Below are 24,606 nucleotides of genomic sequence, written 5' to 3' on the forward strand. Positions count from 1 at the left end.
AGATCAAGCTTGGATGACGCTCAGCTTGACGTCGATGTTGCCACGGGTGGCGTTCGAGTACGGGCACACGACGTGGGCGGCTTCGACCAGGTCTTGCGCTGCGGCGCGGTCCAGGCCCGGCAGGCTCACGGCCAGTTCCACGGCGAGGCCGAAACCGTTCGGGATCGGGCCGATCGAGACGCTGGCGTCGATCGAGGCGTCGGCGGGGACGACGACTTTCTTCTGCGCGGCGACGAACTTGATGGCGCCCATGAAGCAGGCCGAGTAGCCGGCGGCGAACAGCTGTTCCGGGTTGGTGGCGTCACCTTTGCCGCCCATTTCTTTCGGCGGTGCCAGCTTCACTTCCAGCAGGCCGTCGTCGCTGCGGGATTGGCCTTCGCGGCCACCCGTGGTGTGCGCCTTGGCGGTGTACAGGACTTTTTCGAGTTTCGTGGTCATCGCATTACCTTTCAGTGGTTGAGTTCGTACTGCATCACATCTTCACAGCGCGCCGGCCAGCCGGTCGCGCATCGCTTTTATTTCGCCGACGAGCTTGACGACGTCCTGCACGTCGCACCCGGTCGCGCCCAGGATGCAGGCCGGGATGCCGGCCGCTTCCTTCTTCAGCGCACGCGCCCGCTCGGTCAGGCGAGTCACGACGCGGCGCTCGTCCTGCGGATCGCGCGACCGATCGACCAGGCCCTGTGCCTCCAGGCGCTTGAGCAGCGGCGTCAACGTGCCGGAATCCAGGTACAGGCGCTCGCCGATCTCGGACACGGTCAGCCCGTCGCGCTCCCACAGCACCAACAGCACGAGGTACTGCGGGTACGTCACGCCCAGCTTGTCCAGGTGCGGCTTGTACACCTTCGTCATCGCCAGCGATGCGGAGTGGAGTGCAAAGCACAGCTGGTTGTCGAGGAGGAGGGCGGCGTCGTTCGTTTCCATGGGCTAAACTATAGCGCGCAATTAAATTGTGCACAATATGTTTATTTTTATGAATGCCATAGCCGAAACCAATGATCAGCGCGGCGTGCCGAACACCTGGGTCCAGTAGACGGTACGGTTGCGGTTCTGCGGATTGACGACGTACGCGGCGCCCATTTCCGTGAAGCCGGGATTCATGATGTTGGCGCAGTGGCCGGGACTGCCCAGCCACGACGCGACGGCTTCGGCGGGTGTGCGCTGGCCCGACGCGATGTTTTCGCCGACGCGGCGCCAGCGGTAGCCGGCCGCCGTCGCACGGTCGGGAGGCTGGCTGCCGTCCGGCTGCTTGTGGTTGAAATAGTGCTTCTGCGCCATGTCGGCGCTGTGCGCGAGGGCGGCCTGGCCCAGTTGCGGATTCCACGTCACGGGGGCGGCCGGCCCGAACGCCTGCGTCCCGCACGTGCGCGGCTGCGCGCGCGCGGCGTTCACGAGTGCGAGGATCTGCTGTCCCGCGTCCGGCCAGTCGGGCAGCGGCGGCATCGCGACGGGCCGCGCCAGCACGACCTGCCAGTCGTTGCCGACGTGCGCCGTGCCGATCGCGGCGAAGTCCGGCGCGAGCAGGATGCGGCAGTATTTCTGCCCGATGGCGTCCATGGCCGCGCGCGCATCCCGAGGTCCCGTGATCGTGATCGCTTCCGCATGCTCGGCCTCGTAGCCGGCGCGCTGCAATGCGGATTCGAGGAACGTGCCCGTCGCGATGCGGATCGCGGACAGCGCGGGCTCGACGGCCAGCGCGCGCGCCGGCGCGGCAGGGCGGCCGTCGCACGTGCCGGGCGCCGCGCGGTAGGCATTGACGAGATTGGCGAGCTCGTCCGCACGCACGGGCGCGATGGCGGCAGCCAGCAGGGCGGCGAACGGGACGATATGGACGGCGGCGGGCATGGATGCGGCAGCGGGAAGAGCCTGGCATCCAGATGGGGACGCCGACGTGTAATTCCAGCGTCGCCGCGCGCGCGTCCCGTTTGGCGATGTCCTATGTCGCGGCTAGAAGGCCAGCAAGCTGATACGCACTGCGAACATGAACGACGAGGTCAAGCAATTCAATATGTATTTGCCGATCAGACTGATGCGGCAGGTAAACATCACGCCATCGTAGCGGAGATGGGGTTGTCGGTACTCGTCTTGCCCTTGCCGGCCGCCTCATTCGCAACGCGCCTCAGCCGATTTCGTCGATACCGCACTCGGACGAGCCATCGACGGCGTGCTGCAGCAGCGTGGCTCCGTGGAGGCCGCTGTATGCTCAACCGGTAACGGCTTGGTGGAACACCAGATCGTCAACCTGCCTTCCATTGCACAGGTGCTCGTCGATGATGCGATCCATGTTCTCGGGCGTGACGTTGTAGTACCAGGTGCCGTCCGGTTGCACGCACACGATCGGTCCGCCCTTACAGGCGGCAAAACAGCTCACGCGGCTACGCTTGACGCGCAGCTCGCCCTCGTTCAGGCCCGCGACCTTGAATTTCCCTCCCAGGCTGTCGAACAGCGCCTGCGCTGCGCCATCCTGGGTACAGCGCGGGCCGGTGCAGACCAGCAGGTGGCGACGGTAGTCGCCGATCTTCGGCTTGACGACATCATTCATGTTTCGCACTCCTCGGTTGCGTTGGCATCGTTTTCCCACGGTTCGTCCAGCGTGGCACGGATGTAGTCGGCGGGCAGGCGGTGGCGTGCGGCCAATGCCTCGACGTCGGCGCCGGCAGCGTGCTCGTCGCGCAACATGTCCAGCCAGCCCAGTAATCCGGTCGAAAGCGAGCGTCCGGCACGCTCGCCTTCGCGCGTACTGCCGCCGTCCTCCATGTCGTATTTGTTGGCGTAGCCGCGCGGCGTCACCATGACGCCGTGACGGATGAAGGTATTGCTGTTGCCGATCAGGACCGTGCTGAGCATGCCGATGTCGGCATCGGCCATCGCATCGAGCGTCGTGAAGACGATGTTCTCGCGGCGCCGGTAGGCGCTCTTGACGATCGCCACCGGCGTGTCCGGGCGGCGGTGGCGCAGGAACAGGCGCTGCGCCTCGACGATCTGGCGCGTGCGCCGTCCGCTCTTCGGGTTGTACAGCGCGACGACGAAATCGGCCATGGCGACGGCGTCCAGCCGACGCGCGATCGTGGGCCACGGCGTCAGGAGGTCGGACAGCGAGATCGCGCAGAAGTCGTGCGTGAGCGGCGCGCCGACCAGGGCCGCGCAGCTGTTCAGTGCCGAGGCGCCAGGCACGATCTCGACCTGCACCGCGTCGTCCGGCGTCCACCCCGCCTGGAACAGCACCTCGTAGGTGGGCCCGGCCATGCCGTACACGCCGGCGTCGCCCGACGAGATCAGTGCCACCTTCTTGCCGGCCCGCGCCGCCTCCAATGCGCTGACGGCGCGGTCGAGCTCCTCGGTCATCGACTTGCGGATGATCTCCTTGCCTTCGATGAGGTCGGCCACCAGCTTGATGTAGGTGACGTAGCCGATCACCACGTCGGCTTCGGCGATGGCGGCACGGGCGCGCTGCGTCATGTGGTCGACGCTGCCGGGGCCGATCCCCACCAGCATGATCTTGCCGGCGCTGCCGGCCGATGGTTCGCGTTGTTCGTTCATGCTTCCTTCCTTGCGATAGAGACGGTGACGTTGCGGCCGTCCACCCCTTTGTGTTTGTGTTTTTCGACGGCCAGGGCGCTCATCGGCACGCCCGGCCCGGCGGCGAGAAGCGCGGCGGCCTCGCTGACCGACGGCGTGCCCGTGTAGCGGCGTACCGTCTCCGACGGATGGGGCACCTGCACCCGCGCCAGCTCGTGCGCTTCGTAAAAATGCAGCGGCCAGCCGTATTCGGTGGCCAGGGCGAGGAACGCGGCCTCGTCGCACTTGAGTGCAATGCTGGCCGCCGCGGTCACCTGGTGCGGCTGCGCGCCCGCCAGCGCCAGCGCCGCCAGCACGGCTTCGCGCACGGTCGCCAGCGGCACCCCGCGGTCGCAGCCCAGGCCGATCGCGTACGTCGTCATGCGGCGGTCTCCACGGGCGGACGGTAGACCACCAGCCGCTCGTGCAGCGCCTCCCAGCGCTCGGGCGGCACGTCGGCGTGCGTCACCCACAGCACGGCGGCGTATCGCTCCAGAGGCACCTCGTCGATGCGTGCGAAGCGGTGGATCGTATCGGGCAGCGGCGTCGGACGGGTCCACCAGTCCGGACTGCCCGCTTCCTGCACGAAGGCGATCGATTCACCGTTCACCACGTGCGCGGACACGCGCGTGACGTTGATCTTGGGCGCCTCCACGCGCCAGCCCAGGTGGCGGCCGAGAATGTCGACAGGGATCGTGCGGCCGACGTCCGACGCGGTCGTCAGCACGGGCTCGGCGCCCAGCAGGTCGGCCACGCGCTCGCTCCATGCATTCGCGCCGCCAACGTGGCCGGACAGGACGGGAATCACGTATTGGCCGGCGTCGTCCACCACGATCACGCCGGGGTCCTCGTCCTTGCTGCGCAGGTGCGGCGCGATCAAGCGCACCACCGCGCCCAGCGAGACGAAGAAAACGATCTGGTCGTAGCGTGCGAACAGCGGGCCGATCTCGTCGCGCAACGCGCCTTCGTAAGCGTGCACGGTGTTGGCCACCTGCGCGAACTGCGACCGGAACTTGGCGGACGTGCAGATATCCGCGTCCGGCAGGTCGGCCGCGAGGCGCGCGGCCTGGGCGGCCCCGTGCTTCGTGATGGCCACCAGGCACAGGCGCGGGGCGGTGACGTGGATTGGTTCGCTCATGCGGTCTCCAAGGGTGTGGGTTGTGGACCGCTCTTTTTCAGGCAGCCCTTGATGCGTTCGCCGCGCACGCGGTGCGGATGCTTCACGATCAGCAGCGACAGGTAGCTGACCTTCGTCCCGCGCAGCGCCAGGATATCGGCGCCGCTGACGCGACGCTCGTCCGGCGCGCCGACGCGTTCGATGAAATGCGCGCCCGCCAGCAGGCCGCGCCGCTCGAGCCAGTCGACGACGTCGTCGAGCAGGGGCTTCACCTTCATCAGCACCAGCGTATCGAAGTCCGCCAGCAGGCGATCGACCGCGTCGACACCATAGGCGGCGGGCACGATGGCGACCGTGTCGTCCTGCTCGGCGAACGGCACCGGCACCTGCGCGCAGGCCGCCGTGAAGGCGTTCACGCCAGCGATGATCCGCACAGGCGCCCGGTCATCCAGCGCGGACACGGTACGCGCCAGGTGGCCGAACGTGGCGTAGGTGCTGGCGTCGCCCTCGACCAGGAACAGCACGTCGCGGCCGGCGCGCAGCCAGGGCAGCACGGTCTCGGCCGCCCTGAGCCAGGCGCGAGCCAGTTTTTCGCCGTCGTGCGTCATCGGGAACAGCAGCAACGCGTGATCAACGGGCGGCGCGAGGCCCGCGCGTTGGACGATGTCGAGCGCATAGCTGGGCGTCTTGCCACTGCGCGCCGGGTACACCCACACGGCGTCGCGGCGCTGCAACGCGTCCCAGGCGGCGCGGGTGATGAGGCCGGGGTCGCCCGGCCCGAGAGAAATGCCCCACAGCGTTCCGGTCATCCGGCGTCTCCTCGGCGCGCGCAGACGATCCAGACCGGGTTCTCGGCGGCCATCCGGTGCATGTGCAAAATCGGCTTGCTGCGCGCGGCCTGCAGCTGCAGCACGTCCCAGGCGGCGCCGAAGGACTGCAGCGCGCCGGTGGCCGTCGAAAGGTTTTCCAGCGTGACGAAGTTCATCACCAGCGTGCCGTCCGGGCGCAGGCGCCGCAGCACGCCGTCGATCAGCGCAGCCAGCTCGCCGCCCGAGCCGCCGACGAACACGGCGTCCGGATCGGGCCACGCGTCCAGCCCTTCCGGCGCCTTGCCGAGGAATAGACTGTAGTTGCTGACGCCGAAGGCGGCATGGTTGCGCCCCGCGATCGCATGGTCGGCCTCGTTCTTTTCTATCGCGTACACGTGGCCCTCCGGGCACAGGCGCGCCGCTTCGAGGCCGACGGAACCCGAGCCTGCGCCGATGTCCCACACCACGCTGTCCGGCCGCAGGCGCATGCGGGCAAGGCTGACGGCGCGTACCTCCTGCTTCGTGATCAGGCCCTTCTCCGGCTGGCGTTGTTCGTAGGCGTCGTCTGCGAGCCCAAAGCGCTGGGTCCGCGGCAGCGGCGTCGTGCGCCACAACAGCACGACGTTGAGCGCCGCGAAGCGCATCGTCGCGGCTTGCTCGGGCCGGAGCTCGGCCAGCACGCGCTCGTCGGGCTGCAGCAGGTTTTCCGCCACGGCCATGTGAAAATCGTCGCCCAGTCCTTCCGCGAGCAACAGGCGTGCGATGCGGTCCGGCGAATTGTCCGGACTTGTCAGCACCAGCAGCCTGGCGTGCCGGCGCAGGGCCTGCGCCAGCGCATACAGGCCGTGTGCAGGCGGACTGCCGCGGCGCCATTCGCCGGCGTCGCGCGCGTGCGCCGAGACGATGCGCGCGTCCTGCCAGGCCAGGCCGATGCGCGCGCAGGCCAGCTGCAGCGTCGATACGTTCGGCAGGATGTCGAGCGCCTGCACGCACAGATGCTGGGCGAGGTAAGGCGCGATGCCGTGGCACAGCGGGTCGCCCGTAGCCAGCACCACGCATGCCAGGTGATCGGCGCGCGCGGCGCGTACCCAGCCCGGCACGTCCTTCAGGCACCCGGTCAGGTCGTGGCAGACGGCGCCGGGCTTGAGCTCGCGCGCGAGCAGCGCGAGCGTGCGCGCACCGCCGATTACGACGTCTGCGCTGCGCACGTACGCGAGCGCCGTCGGCGTCAGGCTGGCGGGGCCGTCGTCCAGCACGCCGACGACGCGGCAGGGATTGGGGTCTTGCAGGCAGGTGTCCATGTCAGTCCTTGTCCAGGATGTGTTCGATGCCGATGCGCGCGACGGCGCCACGTGATCGCGGCGGGACCGGCGCCGACCAGACGTCGGCGACCTGGCGTCCTTCGAAATCGCACACGAGCACGCGCAGGCGGAAGGCGGTGCCGTAGCGTTCGGGCGCCGTCAGCGTGTCGATGGCGGCTTGCGCCAGCGCGGCGTGGAAGGCGTCGCCCAGGCCGCGCTCGACCATCAGCTCGGCGCCGAAGCGGGCCGTTTCGGCGGCGGCGATCGCGGCGCAGTCCTCGGCGGCGGCGCCGACGCGCCGCGCAATCGCGGCCACGAGGTCCGTGTCGACCTCGCTGCGATTGGCGTGCGTGATGGTCTCGCCCTGCGCGATCTTGGTCAGCTTGCCGACCATGACCGCCAGCACGACCAGCCCGATGCCCTGGGCCGCCGCTTCGTCGAGCGCGTAGCGCAGGAAGTCGCCCATCTGCACGAAGCAGGCGGCCGGCAGTCCGGGCCGCTCGCCGCGCAGTGTGGTCATGGCAAAGGTCTCGGTGCGCCCGCCCGTCGTCAGCGCGACCAGGTCGTGGTCCGTGGTCGCTGCCACCTGCACGCCCTGCACGACGCTGGCGCGCCATGCGGCAGTGGAATACGGCTTGACGATGCCGGTCGTGCCGAGGATGCTGATGCCGCCCAGGATGCCCAGGCGCGCATTGGTGGTCTTCCTGGCCATGACCTGCCCGTCCGGTACGCTGATCGTGACCTCGATGCCGTGCTCCTGCAGCAACTCGGGCACCGCCTCGCGCAGGTTCTCGGCGATGTTGCGGCGCGGGACCGGGTTGATCGCCGGACCGCCGACCTCGAGACCGAGGCCCGGCATCGTCACCGTGCCGACGCCTTCCCCGGCCACGTAGGTCACCACGCCGGTCTGGCCAGGCAGCAGCCGCAGGTCGACGGTCAGATGCGCGCCATCCGTGCAGTCGGGATCGTCACCGGCAAATTTGACCACCATCGCGTGCGCCGACTGCGCATCGCAGCGGCCGTCGTGCACGGAAAAGCACACTCGCGTGCCGTTCGGCAGCAGACTCTCGATCCCGTCGGGTACGCGGCCGGTGGCCAATCCCAGCGCGGCCGCGCGCGCCGCGGCGGCCGCGCAAGCGCCGGTTGTGAAACCGGTGCGGGTGCCCCGTTCGGCCGTCTTGTCTTTCATGCGTCCGCTTTCTGGCGGGCCTCGGCCAGCGCCAGCAGCGCGTGCAGCGCGGCCACGACCAGCGTGGAGCCGCCCTTGCGGCCGCGAATCACGATCCACGGGACCTCGTCCACCTGCGCCATCAGGTCCTTCGACTCGGCCGCGGACACGAAGCCGACCGGCATTCCGACCACCAGCGCCGGCCGCACGCCTTCCTCGCGGATCAGGCGCACCAGCTCGATCAGCGCGGTCGGCGCATTGCCGATCGCCACGATGGCGCCACGGTCCAGCAGGCCGAGACGGTGCGCCTTGCGCATCGCTTGCACGGCGCGCGTCGTGTCCTCGCGCTGCGCGGCCTCGATCACGTCGGGGTCGCTGATGAACTGGCGTGTCCGCATCCCGAAGTGCGCGAGGCGCGGCTGCGACAGGCCCGAGCAGATCATCTCCACGTCCGCGACGATGGGGGCGCCGCCTTCCAGCATTGCCCGGATGCCGGCTTGCACCGCGTCCGGATGGAAGTCGGCCAGGCCGTTGAAGTCGAAATCGGCGTTCGCATGGATCATGCGGCGCACGATCGGCCATTGCGCGTCCGTATAGCCGTGCGCACCGGCTTCGGCATCGATGATCGCGAAGCTGTCGTGTTCGATCGCCTGGCCGGCGCGGGTCAGTTGTTCCGTGACCGTGTTTACGGTGCTCATGCGGGTTGCCCCTCGGGGTGCGAGTGCGGATGAGCGTGATCGTTGCCATGCGCGTGGTCGTGCGTGTGCGCATGCGAGTGGCCATGGCCGAGGTCGTGCGCGATTTCACGGTAGCTGCAGCCGTCGCACGGCAGGCGGCTGTCCGTCACGCCGGCCCGCAGGTCGGCGACGCGCTGTTCCATCAGTTCGAAGATTTCCTTCTCGAAGCCGAAATGCTCGGTGCAGGCGAAGCGCACCTGCGGATACTGGCCGCGCAGGTGCTCGACCTGGCGGTGGATACGCTGTACCAGCGTGCCCGTGTACAGGTAATACGGCAGCACGACGATCTGACGCATGCCCTGCAGCACCTGTCGCTGCACGACCCTCTCCAGGCGCGGCCACGTGATACCGGTGAACGCGAGGTCCACCAGTTCGTGGTCGCTCTCCTCCAGAAGCCAGCGCGCCATCTTCGCCATCTCGCCGTTGGCGCCGCGGTCGGACGAGCCGCGTCCCAGCAGCACCACGCCGGTGGTGGTCGGGTCGGGCATGTCCAGCGCGTTCGTCGCGCGGCGCAGGCGGCGCTTCAGGATCGCAAGGATCGGGTCGCACGCCGTCAGGTGCGGCGCCAGCAGGATCTGCCCCTGCGGGCAAGCCAGGCGTGCCTGCTCGACGGCTTCCGGGATCTCCATCTTGACGTGGCCGGCCGCGTTCAGGATCAGCGGCACCACCAGCACGCGCGCCGACGAGCGTGCGGCATCCAGCAGCGCCGCGTTCAGCTCGGGCGGCGCGAATTCGATGAAGCACAGTTCGATGCGCAGGTCCGGCCGGCGCGCGCGCCACAGGGCGGCGAATTCGCGGATTTCGTCGTTGCCGGACTCCTCGCGCGAGCCGTGCCCGACGATGAGGACGGTGTCGCCAGCCTGCATGGGGGTCGCTTGCATCATGATCGGATGGTTCATGCGCTTGCCTTTCTGAAGCGGTGGGTGAAGGTGGGGTCGTACAGTTTGGACCGCACCAGGGTTTCCCAGTGCAGGGCGCCCAGCGTCGGGCTGGCGACGATCATTGCCTGGCTGGCGACACCGGCGGCGCGGCAGCGTGCCTTGATGTCGGCCAGCGTGCCGCGCAGGATTTTTTCCTCGCCAGGCCAGCTGGCCTTGTGCACGACCAGCATCGGTGCATCCTCCGGCCAGCCGGCCGCGCGCAGCGCCGTCTCGACCTTGTGCAGCAGCGTGATCGACAGGAAGATGCAGAGCGTGGTGCGGTGCGTCGCGAGGCTGGCGAGATCCTCGCCGTCCGGCATCGGCGTGCGCCCTTCGACGCGCGTGAGAATCACCGTCTGCGTGACCTCCGGCAGCGTCATCGATTCGCCGGCCGCGGCCATCGACGCCATCGCCGACGATACGCCGGGCACGACGGCCCATTCGATGCCGGCTGCCGCAAGCGGCCGCGCCAGCTCGATCAGCGCGCCGTACAGGGCCGGGTCGCCCGTCTGCAGGCGCACGACGACCGCGTTGGCATGGGCCTGTTCAAGCAGCCAGGCCGTCATGTCCTCGAGCGTCATGTCCTTCGAGTCGCGGACGACGCAGCCGGGTGGCGCGTAGAGCGTGGCGGCGCGGTCGACGAGCGAGCCGGCGTACAGGATGGCGCCGGCCTGCGCCAGCAGGTTGCGGCCCTTGACGGTGATGAGCTCGGGGTCGCCGGGACCGGCGCCCACGAACCAGATCTTGCCCGGGTGTGGCTGTGTCATCTGGACATCCTTCGAATGTGGGAGGTCGGCAGCGCGCGCAGGCCGTCGAGGACTGCCTCCACGCTGCGCGGGGTGGCGTCGGCTTGCAGCAGGCCGTGCGCGGCCAGGCTCGCATGCAGCGCGAGCGCCAGCGGCTGGCGTTGGCCGGCCGCGTGCAGCACGTCGGCCTGGCTTGCGATCGCCGGCGCCGGCCCCGAGCCGATGCAGCGACCGGCGGCCATGAGATGGATATCGTCAGCCCAGGCGTAGGCGAAATCGATGTCGTGCGTGGACAGCAGGACCGTCACGCCACGCGCCACCAGCCGCTCGATCAGGCGCACGAGTTCTGCTTGCATGGGCGCGTCGAGGCCGGCCATCGGTTCGTCCAGCAGTAGCACGTCCGGCTCCATCGCGAGCACGCCGGCGATGCAGACCCGCTTCTTCTGGCCGAAACTCAGGTGGTGCAAGGGGTGGCGCGCATGGCCTTCCATGCCGACGGCCTCCAGTGCCGCCTTGACGCGCGCACGCACGGTGGCGGCGTCGAGGCCGAGGTTGATCGGGCCGAACGACACGTCTTCCTCGACCAGCGCCGCGAACAGCTGGCGGTCCGGATTCTGGAATACGAGGCCGACCTCGCGCCGCAAGGCAGCAAGGCCCGCGCGGCCATAGTCGACCGGCCGGCCGCCCCGCAGCACCTGGCCCGCGGTCGGGCGCAGCAGGCCGTTCAGGTGTTGCAGGACGGTGGTCTTGCCGGCGCCGTTCGCACCCAGCAGCGCATGGCGGCGGCCGGGCGCAAGCACCAGGCTGCAACCGCGCAGCCCCGCGCTGCCGTCGGCAAACAAGTGCTCGACGGCCCGCAGCTCCAGCTGCGGCACGGCGGTCACAAGTGCTCCCCGATGGCCAGCGCCAGCAAGACCGCGCCCGCGGCCAGCGCCATGGCTTGGTCGCGGCGCGCGTGCGGGAAGGCCGTTGGCAGGAAGCGCAGGCGGCCGTCATCGGCACGCGCAGCCGCCGCCGCCTGCAATGCGCCGGCGCGCTCCCACACCTGCACGGCCATCTGCCCCGCCAGCAGTCCGGTGGAGCGCCATGCCCGGCGCCAGTCGCCATAGCCCAGGCGCGCGCTCTGCGCCGTCACGCCTTCGTCCCACGCCTGGCGCAGGACGAACACCGTGCGATAGCACAGCGCCATGAGGTCGAGCAGCAGCTCGGGCACGTGCAGGTCACGCAGCAGCGCGAGCAGGTGCGGCAACGGCGTCGTCAGCACAAGGCCCAGCAGCGAAGCCAGTACCGCCGCCGAGCGCAGCGCCGTCCGGGCGATGGCCGGCAGGGACGCGCTGGCCCAGTGCCACGTGCCGTCGGCGGCCGGCGCCGCCAGCATGTTCAGGCACGATACGAGCAGGAACCCGAGCGGCGGCATGGCGGTCGCGAGGTACGTCCGCGGCGACACGCGCGCACCGAGTAACGTCACCGCCACCTGCGCCGCGGCGATGCAGGCCAGCATGGCGTGCCCCTGCGCGATCCAGGCCGCGAGCGCGCCGGCAAGCGCAAACTGCGCCTTGGCCGCTGGCGCGACGTCGCGCCAGCGGCTGGCATAGGCAGCGCTATCGATCCGCATGGCGTTCCTGGCCGGGAGCGGCGTCGCGGCGGCCGCGCTCGCGCGCGACGGACAGCCCGAGCCAGAAACCGATCACGCCCGCGCCGGCGGCGGCCTGCAGCGCGAACAGCAGCGACGCGATCTCATCGCTTGCCGGCGCAAACACGGGCGCGAACCAGGGCCGGTAGCCAGGCGCGATCGTGCCGATGGCCTGGCGTGCGGCCTCGTCGGCGCCACCGAACGCCGCGCCGCCGCCGGACATGGTGCCGGCCAGCCACAGCGGCAGAACCGTCATTCCGACGACGGCCGCGAGCATGCACCAGGTGCGAATCTTCATGCCGCCTCCCGCGTGCGCACCGCCATCACGGGCAGTGTGCGCAGCTCGGGCGCGTTGAAACGCGCCATCGCGTTCACCACCAGCACCGTCAATAGGCCTTCGCTCGCGGCGATGGGCACCTGGGTCAGCGCGAAAATGCCGGCGAACTTGAGAAACGACGTCGTGAATCCGCCGGCCGCGTCGGGAAACGCCCATGCCAGCTGCGCGGACGTCGTCACGTACGTCGCCAGGTCGCCCAGGAACGCTGCCACGAACACGGCGGTAGTGCGCGACAGGCCGGCCGCGGCCGCGGCGCGGAATGCGCCATACGAGACGACCGGTCCAACGACCGCCATCGACACGACATTGGCGCCCAGGGTGGTGATGCCGCCATGCGCCAGCAGCAGCGCCTGGAACAGCAGCACGACAAAGCCGACAGGGACCATCGCGGAAGGTCCGAACAGCAGCGCGCCAAGCCCGACGCCGGTCGGGTGCGAGCAGCTGCCCGTCACGGACGGCAGCTTGAGCGCGGACAGCAGGAACGCGAACGCGGCGGCGACGCCGAGCAGCATGCGCCGCTCGGGATGGGTGCGCAGGTTCCGCTCGAGGGCACGCACGCCGCAGGCCAGGATGGGAACGGCGACGACAGTCCAGCCGAGCGCGTGCGCGGGCGGCAGGAAACCTTCCATGATGTGCATTCGAATCTTCCCGTCGAATGGTCCATTAACGGCACCATGCGGGAGATGAAAGACGGCCGACGCAAGACATGGAGCGCGCCCATGAACGGACGCGCGACGCGATCGGCAGCGGCTTCCCGTCACCCCGGGGAATGGTGCTTGCTCGTTCGGGCCGGTATTCTGGCTCGCCGTCATCCTTCTCCGCACCTTCCCGCGATGGCTCGCAGTGGTATCAGGCGGAGTCGTCAGGCTCACAGCAGCGGGGGCTGCACCGGAATGACCGCGCGAAGCGGTGCCACCGGTTTCCCGTTTAACGCCGATGCCGATAAGGCATGGCGCACCCGAACCGAGATCTTACACGGAACGGCGCCGGCATCCAAATTTTGCAACATGGTCGGGCCGCGACCGAAGTGCGCTCTGCACGAGATGCGTCACCGAATGGCGTTGGCGGAGGGCGCGAATGGATGGGCAGTAATGGAATTTTCGCGGAGGGAAATATGCGATGAAGCGATCTTCCGGCGTGCGCACATACGTTCCAGCTGGGCTGGTGATCGACTACATCGCCGCCAGGCTGCCGCCGGCTGGCCGCGACCTTGTGGCACGCCCCGGCTCGCGCACGACGTGCAGGTGGAAATCGAAGGCGTGCCGAGCGCCGCAGGCCAGGTCGAAGGCGGACGACGCCCAGTGTGCCGCCGAAGGTTGGCGCACCGGTCAACCGGGCTCCGGCTTGCCGCCGTCCCGGCTTACGCCCCGCTGTCCGACAGCGTCGGGTAATCGATATAGCCCTTGTCCGTGCCGCCATAAAAACTGCCGCGGTCAGGCGGATTGAACGGGGCATTACGACGGAAGCGTTCGACCAGGTCAGGATTGGCAATGAACAGCTGCCCGAAGGCTACCAGGTCAGCGGTGCCTTCCCGCAGCACCTGATTGCCTTTCTCCAAGGTGTACCCGCCGGCCACGATGATGGTGCCCGGATAGAACTGGCGGAAATAGCGTGCGGTAAGGTCCGGCGTCGGGTGCTCGCCCTGCGCTGGCGCCGGCTCGACCAGATGCAGGTAGGCGAGATTCAGGTCGGCCAGCCGCTGCACCACGTGGCTGAAGGTCTGCTGGGGATGGCTGTCGCACATGTCGTTGAAGCTGCCGCCGGGTGACAGCCGCACGCCGACCCGGTCGCTGCCCCACACACCGGCGACGACAGCGATCACTTCGAACAGCAGCCGGGCCCGGTTTTCCACGCTGCCGCCATAGTCGTCCGTGCGCTGGTTCGTGCCGTCCTCGAGGAACTGGTCGAGCAGGTAGCCATTGGCACCGTGGATCTCGACGCCATCGAACCCCGCGGCCTGCGCATTGATCGCAGCCTGTCGGAATTCCTCGACGATGCCCGCGATTTCCGCGGTCTCGAGCGCCCGCGGCGCCGGGATGTCCTGGAAGCCGTCCGCGGTATAAGTCTGCACGCCACGCGGAGCAATAGGCGACGGCGCGACGGGCAGTTCGCCGTTACGGAACACCGGATGGGAAATCCGCCCGACATGCCACAATTGTATGAAGATCAGGCCACCTTCCTGGTGCACTGCATCCGTAATCTGCTTCCAGCATTGGACTTGCTCCTGGCTATGGACGCCAGGGGTCGAGATATATCCTTGTCCGCCAGCGGCTGCCTGCGTCGCTTCGGTGATGATCAGCCCGGCTGAAGCACGCTGCCGGTAGTACGTGACCGCCATGCTGGACGGCACGTTGTCTTGTCCGGCGCGGCTGCGCGTCAGTGGCGCCATGACTATTCGGTTCCGCAACTGGAGTGGCCCCAGCGTATAGGGCGAAAACAGATCGATTCCTTGCGGCGCGTTGGTTGACATCGTCATTCTCCCGGTAGATTCGATTCGCAATGCATGGTCCGACGACCAGATCGGCCACGTTAGCATCATTCAGGAAATCGAGACGCGCGCCGGGATCCGATCGCGTGGCGTGCACGTTCGGTACGGGAAAAGCGAAATCAAGCGCGGCGACCGAGGCCGTCCTGCGCAAGCATTCATGAGGCAAAGATCAAAATGCCCGCTGGTCGCCGGCCTTCTATATGGCCCCGCAACAGGGTCCCCAGGCCTGGAAGCGGCAACGTCTCGTCGAGCCCGGCTACGGCGTGCCCGTTGATTTACCCCGGCCGCCCGCCAATGCGGAGGAGTTCCTCGTCGCAACGACGTGACGTCGACGCGCCGTCCGCTCAGTGCCTCAGCGCCGTCGCGGCCGCCACCTGGTCCGGCCGGTCGGGACGGAACGCGCGCTCGGCCGGCGCGGTGTCGAAATAGGCATGCGTGCGGATGACCTTGCCGTCGCGCAGCGTGAACACGTTGACCCACGGGTTCTCGTAAGTGCGACCCGTGGACTTGACGCGCCACGTTGCCTCGCCGATGACGACGACCTTGTCGTTCTCCGCGACGATGTCGTGGACGTCGAAGCGCATCGGCTCCAGCGAGCCGCCCAGTTCCGCGAAGAAGCGCGCGACTTCCTGCTTGCCGTGGAAGTTGCCGGCGAACGGGACGGCTTCCGCCTCGGGGCTGAGCCACTCTGCGTCGTCGTGGAAGCGCTCCAGCATCTGCGTGATCTCGCCCTTCTGGAACAGCTGGAGGCCGTTCATGATGATCTGCTTGTTCTCTTGCGCGCTCATGTCTCTCTCCTTGGTCCTGGTGTGCGGCGGCGCCGCTCCATGCAGCCTAGACGTCCGGCGCGGGAAGTCAAGCGCGAATTGTGACTTCTGGTAGTCGTGGTTGGGGCCCCGAGGCCTTACAATCGGGCACCCCACCTCAAGGAATGTCCATGCGCCTGCCCCTCATCGCCGTCGCCCTGTCCTCGCTGGCCCTGGTGCCCGCCGTCCACGCCCAGTCGCAAGTGAAGATCGGCAGCGCGTCGCCGCTGTCCGGCCCCAGTGCGCACCAGGGCAAGGACATCGAGAACGGCGCCCGCCTCGCCATCGACGACTTGAATGCGCGCGGCGCGACGATCGGCGGCAGGAAGGTCAAGTGGGTCTTGCAGGCCGAGGACGACGGCAGCGATCCGAAGCTCGGCACCGCCGTCGCGCAAAAGCTCGTGGACGGGGGCGTGGCGGCCGTCGTCGGTCACCTGAATTCCGGCACGACGGTGCCCGCCTCGAAGATCTACAACAACGCCGGCATCCCGCAGATTTCCCCGGCCGCCACCACGCCGCTGTACACGCACCAGGGCTACAAGACGGCGTTCCGCGTCGTCGCCAACGACGACCTCGTAGGCCGCGTGCTGGCGAATTATTCGATCAACACGCTGAAGGCGAAGAAGATCGCCGTCATCGACGACCGCACCGCATTTGGCCAGGGCCTCGCCGACCAGTTCGCGAAGGACGTCAAGCGCTTGAAAGGCGCGGAGATCGTGAGCCGCCAGTTCACGAACGACCGCGCGACGGATTTCAGTGCCATCCTCACGCAGATCCGCGCGCGCCGTCCCGACGTGATTTTCTACGGCGGCATGGACGCCACGGCCGGCCCGATGCTCAAGCAGATGCGCGCGCTGGGCATCGCCGCGACGTTCGTGTCGGGCGACGGCGTGTGTTCGGAAAAGCTGCCGCAGCTGGCGGGCAGCGCGCTCGGCGACGACAAGGTGGTGTGCGTCGTGGCGGGCGGCGTCGACGGGCCGCTGGAAGCAGGCATGACGGCCTTCGCGGACCGCTACCGGAAGCGCTACGGCATGTCGTTCCAGACCTATGCGCCATATGCGTACGACGCGACGATGGCGTTCGCCGCCGCGATGCGCGAGGCCGGATCGTCCGACCCGGCGACGTTCCTGCCGGCGCTTGCGCGCATCAAGTACCAGGGCATCACGGGCACCATCGCGTTCGATGCGAACGGCGACCTGCGCGACGCGGCGCTCACGCTGTACACGTACCGCAAGGGCCAGCTGACGAAGCTGCGTGTCGTGCGCGACAGCGTGGACGGCGGCGCGCGCTGAACGCCGCCGTGCGCGTCGTTCAATCCGTCACGACGTGCCAGACGTTCATTTTCTTGTCGCCTTCGCGCTCGCCCGCCTTCTTATCCTTGACGAACGTGTACAGCGGCTTGCCGTGGTAGGCGAGCTGCTTGGTGCCGTCGTCGCGCACGATGGCGGAGTAGGGTTCGGACAGCGGGGCGTCGCCCGCCTTCACGGCCGGCCAGTTTTCCGCGCACTGGCCCGCGCAGGCGCTCTTGCCGCTGCCGGCGACGTCCTTGTCGAACGTGTAGACCGTCATGCCATGCGCATCGACGAGGATGCCGTTCATCTTCTTCACGGGCATCGGGTCGGCGGCGTGGGCGGACAGGGCGAGCAGGGCGGACAGGCAGGCAATACCAAGGTTCACGGCTTTCATGGAATCTCCTTTGAAAACATCGGACATCGGTTGTAGGGACTGCCCGGTCATTCTAGACCATGGTGGAAGCGATCCGCGCTCTCCACATCCGCTATAATGCGCGACCCCTTCCCGTCAGCCTGATTGTCTTTTCCATGTCCCTCGACTGGTTCGCGCCGGCGCAATGCGTCGGCTACATCGCGTTCGTCCTCGGCGTCGCCTCGTTCACGCAAAAGGACGACCGCCGCTTCAAGCTGTTCATGGCCGCCGAATGCCTGGCCTACATCGTCCACTTCGCGCTGCTCGGCAACCCGACGGCCGTCGCCAGCTCGACCATGTCGCTGCTGCGCTCCGTGCTGGCGCTGTACACGCGCTCGCGCTGGGTGGCGGCAGGCGTCGTCGCGATGAACGTCATGCTCGGGCTGTCGCTCGCCACGCGCATGACCGACTGGCTGCCGCTGGCCGCGTCGTGCGTCGGCACGCTCGCGCTGTTCCTGCTGCGCGGCATTCCCATGCGGCTCATGATGCTGGGCGGGACGTTCCTGTGGATCGCGAATAACGTGATCGCCGGCTCGATCGGCGGCACCGCGCTGGAGATCGTGATCGCGCTCGTCAACGGCACGACGATCTGGCGCATGGCGCGGGTGGCGCGCGTCGCACAGCCGGCCTGAGCGCCGTCAACGCCGGGCGTTTTGTGCGGCGCGGCGATCGGGGATAATGACGCCTTGATCCGCTTTCGTTATCGGCAATGGAATTCACTCACGACGACATCAGGCGCCAGTTCGATCCCGGCACGTTCGCCCGCGGCGAGGATTACGCCCGGCGCGACCGGGTCATCACCCTCGAACTGGAGGGGCTCGACAGGCTCCATGGCGAAGTCGAGGGCAGCGGCGGCAGCCGCTACGTGCAGTCGATCCGCATCGCGCAAGGCAAGGCCGGCATCCAGTTCAAGGGCGATTGCAGCTGTCCCATGACGCGCAACTGCAAGCACGTCGTCGCCGTGCTGCTGGCCGAGCTGGCGTGCCGGACGCGGGACGTGCCGGTCGCGGCCGAGCGCTGGCTGCGCGAGCTCGCCGAGACCCGCGCCTACGCGCGCGAAGCGCAAAGCCTGGCGCGCGACGCGTCCATCCAGCTCGCGTACGTGCTCGCCCCCGAGCGCAAGGGGCTGGCGCCGGCCCTGCATCCGCACACCCTCCGGCTGCGCGACGACGGCACCGTCGCCGAAGCCATCCTCGAGATCGATGCGGCGCGCACGACGCCCGCCAGGCCGCCCTTCGCCGGACGCGGACACGACGAGCCGCTGCAGTTGCTGATGGCGATGCAGATCGCCCACGGCACGGGCAGGCCCACGGGCGCGTTCGGCGCGGCGCTGCTGGCGCGGCTGTGCGCCGACGGAAGGCTGTGGCGCGCCAGCACGTTGAAGGCGGCCCGGTACGGCGACCTCGAGCGCATCGTGCCGGGACCTCGGCGGCACATGGCGCCCGCGTGGCGAGAGGATGACAGCGGCGACGGCACGGTGACGCTGGACTGGCGCGTCGACGGCGGCGACATGCCCGAGTGCACGTTTCCCACCGATCCCCTGTACTACCTGGATGGTCTCGCGCTCGGCGTGCTCGAGGTGCCGCCACAGTTCGCCGGCATTCCGCCCGCGGCCGTGCTGGACCTCGTCGCGCAGGCGCCGACCTTGCGCGCGGACCAGCGCACGGCCGTGGCCGGCATCCTCGTCGACATGGGCCTGGACGACTTCATGCCGCCGCCCGCCGCGCTGGCGGTGCGCGAGCGGCGCGACGTCGTGCCCGTGCCGCACCTGCTGCTCGACAGCGTGCAGGTGCCGGCGCGGCGCGAGTGGGTCTGGCGCGACGTCGCCGTGTTGTCGTTCGACTATGACGGGCTGTCCACGGAAGACATCGACGAGCCCGTGCTGCGCAATGCGATGGCGGACGGCATCGAGGTGATCGTACGCGACCGCGGCGCGGAAGCGGCTGCGGGCGCCTGGTTGGCCGCGTCCGGCTTCGTCGCGGCGCCACCGGACGCACCTGCGCTCGACGGCCGGCCGGACGTGCTGGCGTTGCCGGACGAAGCCGCATGGCTCGCTTTCGTGCGCGACGAATTGCCGCGCCTGCGCGACGCCGGCTGGATGGTGGAGGTCGGCAGCGACTTCCGCTACGACCTGGCCGAGGTGGACGAGTGGTACGTCGAGGTGGACGAGGATGCGCCGGGCGCCAGCGGCTGGTTCGACCTCGAGCTCGGCATCGTCGTCGCGGGCGAGCGCCATCCGCTGCTGCCCTTGCTGCTGGCGATGATCCGGGCGGCACCGCGCGAATTCGACGCCGCCGCGCTGGCCGCGCGCGCGGACGACGCCGAGCTGCTCGTCACGCTGCCCGACCGGCAGCGCGTGGCCCTGCCGTGGCGCCGCGTGAAACCCATCCTGGCCACGTTGGGCGAACTGTATTTCAGCGACCGCATCGGCGCGAAGATCCACTTGCCCGCCATGGACGCCGCGCGCCTCGCCGAGCTGGAGCGGGCGGCGCGGATGCGCTGGCTGGGCGGTGAACGCCTGCGCGAACTGGGCCGCAAGCTGCACGATTTCGACGGCATCCGTCCCGTGGACGTACCCGCCGGCCTGAACGCGGCACTGCGCGGTTACCAGCGCGCGGGCCTCGACTGGATGCAATTCCTGCGCGCATACGGCTTCGGCGGCATCCTCGCCGACGACATGGGGCTCGGCAAGACGATCCAGACCCTCGCGCACATCCTCGCCGAAAAGGAGGCGGGCCGTCTCGATGCTCCGGCGCTCGTCGTGGCGCCGACGACCTTGATGGGCAACTGGCAGGCGGAAGCGGCCCGCTTCGCGCCCGGCCTGCGCGTGCTCCTGCTGCACGGCAAGGACCGCAAGACCCTGTTCGACCAGGTGGGCGAGGCGGACGTCGTGCTCACCACGTATGCGCTGCTGGGCCGCGACGAGGCGGCGCTGCGCCGTCACCGCTACCACCTGCTGATCCTCGACGAAGCCCAGTACGTCAAGAACAGCCGGTCGAAGGCCGCGCAGACGGCGCGCCTGCTCGACGCGCGCCACCGCCTGTGCCTGACCGGCACGCCGGTGCAGAACCACCTGGGTGAATTGTGGTCGCAGTTCCATTTCCTGATGCCGGGCCTGCTGGGCGACGAGAAACAGTTCAATGCGGCGTACCGCAAGCCGATCGAGTTGCAGGGCGACGTCCTGCGCCAGGATCTATTGGCGCGGCGCCTGAAACCCTTCATGCTGCGCCGGACCAAGGACAAGGTCGCGACGGAGCTGCCGCCGAAGACGGAAGTCGTGCTGCCCATCGAGCTCGACGGCCCACAGCGCGACCTGTACGAGACGGTGCGCGTGGCGATGGACGCGAAGGTCCGCGACGCGGTCGACCGCAAGGGCCTGGCGCGCAGCCACATCGTGATCCTGGAAGCGTTGCTGAAGCTGCGCCAGGCCTGCTGCGATCCGCGCCTGCTGGACCCGGCGTCAGGGGCCGGCTCCGCCAAGCTGGAGGCGCTGCTGGAATTGCTCGACACCTTGCTGAGCGAGGGCCGCAGCGTGCTCGTGTTTTCCCAATTCACCAGCATGCTTGCCCTCATCGAGGACGCCTTGCGCGCGCGCGGCATTGCCTATGCGCTGCTGACGGGCGACACGGTCGACCGCGCCGCGCCCGTGGCCGCGTTCCAGCGGCGCGACGTCGGCGTGTTCCTGATCAGCCTGAAGGCGGGCGGGGTCGGCCTGAACCTGACGGCGGCCGATACCGTCATCCACTACGACCCGTGGTGGAATCCCGCGAGCGAAAACCAGGCGACGGACCGCGCCTGGCGCATCGGCCAGGAGCAGCCCGTGTTCGTCTACAAGCTGATCGCGCGCGGCACGCTGGAAGAAAAAATCCAGGAGATGCAGCGCCGCAAGGGCGAACTGGCCAACGCCGTGCTCGAACCGGATGCCGGACTCGCCGCCGCGATCGGGCCGGACGATTTGCGCATGCTGTTCGCGCGACCGTAGCCCGCGCACACCGTGCACTAGCGTACGGAAGCCCGCGTCCGCTGCAGGCATCCTGAACTTATGATCAATCGCAGACGAAAGGAGAACGATCATGGGTAAATATTTCCTCGCGTGGATCCTGGGCGTGCCGGCAATCGTGCTGGTCATCCTGTACCTGTTCTTCCACTGATTGCAGTGCCCGCGGTAACGAAACGACGCCACCCTCCGACGGTGGCGTCGTCGTTTCGAACTTACGCCAGCGCGATGCCGACGTCGATATTTCCGCGTGACATTTTCGAGTACGGGCAGCGCGCGTGCGCGGCACCGTCGCGGCCGCCGGTCGTGTGCGTCTTGCCCGTGTAGAGAGCCTTGTCGATCTTGCTCATGGTGTGTCCTTGCGACGGATGGTGGATGACGATTACAGGTGGTCGACGGCGATGACGGCGTCGGCGAACGCGCCCGGGGCTTCCTGCGGCAGGTTATGTCCCACGCCGCCCTTGATCAGCTCATGCTTGTATTTGCCGGTGAACCGCTTGGCGTACGCGGCGGGCTCCGGGTGCGGCGCGCCGTTCGCGTCGCCTTCCAGCGTGATCGTCGGTACGGTGATCGCGGGGAACTGCGCCAGGCGCGCTTCCAGCGGCGCGTATTTCGCCTCGCCCTGTGCCAGGCCCAGGCGCCAGCGGTAGTTGTGCACGGTGATGGCGGCGTGGTCCGGGTTCTCCAGCGCGGCGGCGCTGCGGTCGAACGTGCGGTCGTCGACATGCCATTGCGGCGACGCGGTCTGCCAGATCAGCTTGGCGAAATCGTGGCGGTTCTTTTCGTAGCCGACACGGCCGCGCTCGGTGGCGAAGTAGAACTGGTACCACCATTGCAGTTCGGCGGCGGGCGGCAACGGCTGCTTGCCGCTGTCCTGGCTGCCGATCAGGTAGCCGCTGACGGACACGAGACCCTTGACGCGCTCGGGCCACAGCGCCGCGACGATGTCCGCGCTGCGTGCGCCCCAGTCGTAGCCGGCCAGGATCGCCTTGTCGATCTTCAGCGCATCCATCAGCGCGACGACGTCTTCCGCCAGCGCGGCCGGTTCGCCGTTGCGCACGGCATTCTTGTCGAGGAAGCGCGTCGTGCCGTAGCCGCGCAGGTAGGGCACGACGACGCGGTAGCCGGCCTGCGTCAGGCGGGGCACGACCTCGACGTAGCTGTGGATGTCGTAGGGCCAGCCGTGCTGCAGGATCACGACGGGACCGTTGGCCGGGCCCGCGTCCACGTAGCCGACGTTCAGCACCCCGGCGTCGATCTGCTTGATGTTCTGGAAGGCCGCCGTTTGTGCCTGGGCGGCACCCAGGCACAGGACTGCGAAGACGGCTGCGCCGATGGCGTTGCGGACGATGTGCTTGTTCATGGATTCCTCCGGTCAGGTCAGCGGTTGGCTGAATTGATTATCGCGATAATCATTATGATGATAAATGTAGGCGACGCCGCGGGGGTTTGCAAGCACAAAAACCATTATTTCGATAATTATTTTTTGCACCACCGTCTCTACATGTCCCGCAGCAAATATTGCTCGCTAAAATCAGCATCGATAATTGAATCCATCTCGGTAGGGTGGGGTGTTTGATGCCGGGGGCATCAAACACGTGCCCACGCGTACGTTCGCGATGCGTTGACGTCCGCGCGGGCTCGGGGAGCCCACCCAACCGGAATATGCCCTTAACAAGGAGACATCATGACGAGCATGCGAACGACGGCCCTCGTCGCCGGCTGCCTGCTGGCCTGCACAGCGCAGGCGGCCCAGGTGACGGCGCCGGTGACGGTGACGGGCGGACGAATCGTCGGCACCCAGGCCGGCGACGTGAACACATTCCTCGGCGTGCCGTTCGCCGCGCCGCCGGTCGGCAACCTGCGCTGGCGCGCGCCGCAGCGCGTCGTGCCGTGGCTGGGCGTGAAGGAAGCGCGTGCGTTCGCGCCCGCCTGCGCGCAGACGGCCCCGTGGGTGCCGAACCCGAAGAGCGAGGACTGCCTGTATCTGAACGTGTGGACGCCGGCGCACGCTCGGAAGCTGCCCGTCATCGTCTGGATCCACGGCGGCGGGTTCTATGGCGGCACGGCCGCGATGCCCATGTTCGACGGCGCGGCGCTGGCGCGGCGCGGGGTTGTCGTCGTCACGATCAACTACCGTCTCGGCATCTTCGGCTTCTTCGCCCACCCCGAGCTGACGGCGGAGTCGCCGCACGAGGCGTCGGGCAACCAGGCCATCGAAGACCAGATCGCGGCGCTGCGCTGGGTGAAGGACAATGCCGCGGCGTTCGGCGGCGACCCCGCGCGCGTGACGATCATGGGCGAGTCGGCGGGCGGCGAGTCCGTCGCGATCCTCGTCGCGTCGCCGCTGGCGCGCGGCTTGTTCCAGCGCGCGATCTCGGAAAGCGGCAACGACGGCGTGCCGATGGACGCGAGCGAGAACGCGCCGTTCGACCGCAAGGCGGCGGAAGCCGAAGGGCTCGCGTTCGCGAAGGCGGCCGGCGCGGCGCACCTGGCTGACCTGCGCGCGCTGTCCGTCGCGGCGCTGCAGAAGCCGGCGTGGGCGCCGCATCCTATCGTCGACGGCCACGTGCTGCGCGAAGACCTGACGACGACGTATCGCAACCACCGCCAGAACGACGTCCCGCTGCTCGCCGGCTGGAACGCGGAAGAGGGCAAGGACCTGGCGCCGGAACTCGTCGGCACCGACAAGTTCACGGCTGCCAGCCACCGCGCGCTCGTGGCGAAGCTGCTCGGCCACGCGCCGTCGGCCGCCGTGCTGGCCATGTATCCGGGCGCGACGGACGCGCAGGCCAAGGCGTCGATCGAGCAGCTGACGAACGACTGGTGGGGCTGGCGCATGACGCACTGGGCCGGCCTGCAGGCGCGCTACGGCCGCGCGAAACCGTACGTCTATTATTTCGCGCACCGGCCCACCGAGCCCGTGACGCCTTGCGGCTACGGCTGCGGCGCGGGGCATGGCGCCGAGATCCAGTACGTGTTCGACCACCTCGGCCAGGATGCGCGGCCCTGGTCCGCGTACGACCGCCGGCTGGCCGCACGACTCGCCGACACGTGGGCGGCGTTCGCGCGCACGGGCGATCCGAACGGGAAAGGCTTGCCGGCGTGGCCCGCGTTCGACGGGACCGCGTCAACCATCGTGCGCATCGGCGACGAGGCCGACCTGCGCGCGCGCGGCAAGCTGCCGGACTTCTCGCTGTTCGGGCCGGAGGCCGGACACTGACGTCCGTTGCTCGACGCGGCGGCTAAACAGCGGCCGATTCCTGGCGAGGCATTGCGTTTCGC

The 24,606-nt window shown here is 68.6% G+C and carries 26 protein-coding genes, 1 pseudogene and 1 riboswitch; of the genes and pseudogenes, 4 read left to right on the forward strand and 23 right to left on the reverse strand.

Annotated features, from left to right (window positions below):
* Nucleotides 1-3: 3 nt before the first annotated feature.
* From HAV22_RS13720 to HAV22_RS13810, 20 genes are all read right to left on the reverse strand, one after another.
* A complete protein-coding gene (locus tag HAV22_RS13720) occupies nt 4-438 on the reverse strand; it encodes an organic hydroperoxide resistance protein (RefSeq protein ID WP_166859635.1) in 435 nt (144 codons plus the stop codon).
* 42 nt (nt 439-480) lie between these two features.
* A complete protein-coding gene (locus HAV22_RS13725) occupies nt 481-924 on the reverse strand; it encodes a MarR family winged helix-turn-helix transcriptional regulator (protein WP_166859636.1) in 444 nt (147 codons plus the stop codon).
* Nucleotides 925-999: 75 nt separating this feature from the next.
* Nucleotides 1,000-1,845, reverse strand: a complete 846-nt coding sequence (locus HAV22_RS13730) for a CAP domain-containing protein (RefSeq protein ID WP_166859637.1) — start codon at nt 1,843-1,845, stop codon at nt 1,000-1,002.
* A gap of 358 nt (nt 1,846-2,203) precedes the next feature.
* Nucleotides 2,204-2,542: a (2Fe-2S) ferredoxin domain-containing protein gene (locus HAV22_RS13735; protein ID WP_166859638.1), complete on the reverse strand. Its 339-nt coding sequence runs from the start codon at nt 2,540-2,542 to the stop codon at nt 2,204-2,206.
* Complete coding sequence (gene cobJ / locus HAV22_RS13740) at nt 2,539-3,540, reverse strand: precorrin-3B C(17)-methyltransferase (RefSeq protein WP_166859639.1); 1,002 nt, start codon at nt 3,538-3,540, stop codon at nt 2,539-2,541. Before cobJ ends, HAV22_RS13735 begins: the two co-directional genes overlap by 4 nt.
* The gene (locus HAV22_RS13745) at nt 3,537-3,941 is read right to left on the reverse strand and encodes a cobalamin biosynthesis protein (RefSeq protein ID WP_166859640.1); all 405 of its coding nucleotides are present in this window, start codon (nt 3,939-3,941) and stop codon (nt 3,537-3,539) included. Before HAV22_RS13745 ends, cobJ begins: the two co-directional genes overlap by 4 nt.
* Nucleotides 3,938-4,696, reverse strand: a complete 759-nt coding sequence (locus HAV22_RS13750) for a cobalamin biosynthesis central domain-containing protein (RefSeq protein ID WP_166859641.1) — start codon at nt 4,694-4,696, stop codon at nt 3,938-3,940. The genes HAV22_RS13745 and HAV22_RS13750 overlap by 4 nt, the downstream gene beginning before the upstream one ends.
* Nucleotides 4,693-5,484, reverse strand: a complete 792-nt coding sequence (cobI, locus tag HAV22_RS13755) for a precorrin-2 C(20)-methyltransferase (protein WP_166859642.1) — start codon at nt 5,482-5,484, stop codon at nt 4,693-4,695. The genes HAV22_RS13750 and cobI overlap by 4 nt, the downstream gene beginning before the upstream one ends.
* The gene (gene cbiE / locus HAV22_RS13760) at nt 5,481-6,785 is read right to left on the reverse strand and encodes a precorrin-6y C5,15-methyltransferase (decarboxylating) subunit CbiE (RefSeq protein ID WP_166859643.1); all 1,305 of its coding nucleotides are present in this window, start codon (nt 6,783-6,785) and stop codon (nt 5,481-5,483) included. The genes cobI and cbiE overlap by 4 nt, the downstream gene beginning before the upstream one ends.
* A 1-nt stretch (nt 6,786) precedes the next feature.
* On the reverse strand, nt 6,787-7,974 hold the full coding sequence (locus tag HAV22_RS13765) for a cobalt-precorrin-5B (C(1))-methyltransferase (RefSeq protein ID WP_166859644.1): 1,188 nt from the start codon (nt 7,972-7,974) through the stop codon (nt 6,787-6,789).
* Nucleotides 7,971-8,651 carry a precorrin-8X methylmutase gene (locus HAV22_RS13770; RefSeq protein ID WP_166859645.1) on the reverse strand — a complete coding sequence of 227 codons (681 nt, stop codon included), beginning with the start codon at nt 8,649-8,651 and terminating at the stop codon, nt 7,971-7,973. The genes HAV22_RS13765 and HAV22_RS13770 overlap by 4 nt, the downstream gene beginning before the upstream one ends.
* Nucleotides 8,648-9,589, reverse strand: coding sequence for a sirohydrochlorin chelatase (locus tag HAV22_RS13775; protein ID WP_208296184.1), 942 nt, complete (start codon nt 9,587-9,589; stop codon nt 8,648-8,650). Before HAV22_RS13775 ends, HAV22_RS13770 begins: the two co-directional genes overlap by 4 nt.
* The gene (gene cobM, locus HAV22_RS13780; protein WP_166859646.1) at nt 9,586-10,377 is read right to left on the reverse strand and encodes a precorrin-4 C(11)-methyltransferase; all 792 of its coding nucleotides are present in this window, start codon (nt 10,375-10,377) and stop codon (nt 9,586-9,588) included. Before cobM ends, HAV22_RS13775 begins: the two co-directional genes overlap by 4 nt.
* Nucleotides 10,374-11,240 (reverse strand): energy-coupling factor ABC transporter ATP-binding protein, encoded by an 867-nt coding sequence (locus tag HAV22_RS13785; RefSeq protein ID WP_166859647.1) that lies wholly within the window; start codon nt 11,238-11,240, stop codon nt 10,374-10,376. Before HAV22_RS13785 ends, cobM begins: the two co-directional genes overlap by 4 nt.
* Nucleotides 11,237-11,971, reverse strand: a complete 735-nt coding sequence (locus HAV22_RS13790) for a CbiQ family ECF transporter T component (protein ID WP_166859648.1) — start codon at nt 11,969-11,971, stop codon at nt 11,237-11,239. The genes HAV22_RS13785 and HAV22_RS13790 overlap by 4 nt, the downstream gene beginning before the upstream one ends.
* On the reverse strand, nt 11,958-12,287 hold the full coding sequence (locus tag HAV22_RS13795; protein ID WP_166859649.1) for an energy-coupling factor ABC transporter substrate-binding protein: 330 nt from the start codon (nt 12,285-12,287) through the stop codon (nt 11,958-11,960). The genes HAV22_RS13790 and HAV22_RS13795 overlap by 14 nt, the downstream gene beginning before the upstream one ends.
* On the reverse strand, nt 12,284-12,964 hold the full coding sequence (locus tag HAV22_RS13800; RefSeq protein ID WP_166859650.1) for an energy-coupling factor ABC transporter permease: 681 nt from the start codon (nt 12,962-12,964) through the stop codon (nt 12,284-12,286). Before HAV22_RS13800 ends, HAV22_RS13795 begins: the two co-directional genes overlap by 4 nt.
* Before the next feature lie 132 nt (nt 12,965-13,096).
* Nucleotides 13,097-13,303, reverse strand: a riboswitch (cobalamin riboswitch).
* A 195-nt stretch (nt 13,304-13,498) separates the two neighbouring features.
* Nucleotides 13,499-13,651, reverse strand: a complete 153-nt coding sequence (locus HAV22_RS30840; RefSeq protein ID WP_208296185.1) for a hypothetical protein — start codon at nt 13,649-13,651, stop codon at nt 13,499-13,501.
* A gap of 35 nt (nt 13,652-13,686) precedes the next feature.
* Complete coding sequence (locus tag HAV22_RS13805; protein WP_166859651.1) at nt 13,687-14,796, reverse strand: alkene reductase; 1,110 nt, start codon at nt 14,794-14,796, stop codon at nt 13,687-13,689.
* A 362-nt stretch (nt 14,797-15,158) separates the two neighbouring features.
* Nucleotides 15,159-15,602: a nuclear transport factor 2 family protein gene (locus tag HAV22_RS13810; RefSeq protein ID WP_166859652.1), complete on the reverse strand. Its 444-nt coding sequence runs from the start codon at nt 15,600-15,602 to the stop codon at nt 15,159-15,161.
* Between the two features lie 149 nt (nt 15,603-15,751).
* Here HAV22_RS13810 and HAV22_RS13815 point away from each other — a divergent pair, with 149 nt between their 5' ends.
* A complete protein-coding gene (locus tag HAV22_RS13815; protein WP_371869643.1) occupies nt 15,752-16,912 on the forward strand; it encodes a branched-chain amino acid ABC transporter substrate-binding protein in 1,161 nt (386 codons plus the stop codon).
* Nucleotides 16,913-16,931: 19 nt separating this feature from the next.
* Here HAV22_RS13815 and HAV22_RS13820 read toward each other — a convergent pair whose 3' ends face one another.
* Nucleotides 16,932-17,306: a COG4315 family predicted lipoprotein gene (locus HAV22_RS13820; RefSeq protein WP_166859654.1), complete on the reverse strand. Its 375-nt coding sequence runs from the start codon at nt 17,304-17,306 to the stop codon at nt 16,932-16,934.
* Between the two features lie 134 nt (nt 17,307-17,440).
* On the opposite strand from HAV22_RS13820, the gene HAV22_RS13825 reads away from it, so the two are divergent.
* The gene (locus HAV22_RS13825) at nt 17,441-17,956 is read left to right on the forward strand and encodes a YgjV family protein (RefSeq protein WP_166859655.1); all 516 of its coding nucleotides are present in this window, start codon (nt 17,441-17,443) and stop codon (nt 17,954-17,956) included.
* A gap of 77 nt (nt 17,957-18,033) precedes the next feature.
* Nucleotides 18,034-21,306: a DEAD/DEAH box helicase gene (locus HAV22_RS13830; RefSeq protein ID WP_166859656.1), complete on the forward strand. Its 3,273-nt coding sequence runs from the start codon at nt 18,034-18,036 to the stop codon at nt 21,304-21,306.
* A gap of 296 nt (nt 21,307-21,602) precedes the next feature.
* Here HAV22_RS13830 and HAV22_RS31675 read toward each other — a convergent pair.
* Both HAV22_RS31675 and HAV22_RS13840 read right to left on the reverse strand, forming a co-directional pair.
* Nucleotides 21,603-21,671 (reverse strand): annotated as a pseudogene (locus HAV22_RS31675) (peroxiredoxin); the annotation flags it as partial.
* 32 nt (nt 21,672-21,703) lie between these two features.
* The gene (locus HAV22_RS13840; RefSeq protein ID WP_166859657.1) at nt 21,704-22,684 is read right to left on the reverse strand and encodes an alpha/beta fold hydrolase; all 981 of its coding nucleotides are present in this window, start codon (nt 22,682-22,684) and stop codon (nt 21,704-21,706) included.
* A gap of 324 nt (nt 22,685-23,008) precedes the next feature.
* On the opposite strand from HAV22_RS13840, the gene HAV22_RS13845 reads away from it, so the two are divergent.
* On the forward strand, nt 23,009-24,544 hold the full coding sequence (locus HAV22_RS13845) for a carboxylesterase/lipase family protein (protein ID WP_208296186.1): 1,536 nt from the start codon (nt 23,009-23,011) through the stop codon (nt 24,542-24,544).
* The last annotated feature ends 62 nt before the right edge of the window (nt 24,545-24,606 follow it).

Origin of the sequence: Telluria antibiotica, assembly GCF_011682055.1 — a bacterium.
GTDB lineage: Bacteria > Pseudomonadota > Gammaproteobacteria > Burkholderiales > Burkholderiaceae_D > Telluria > Telluria antibiotica.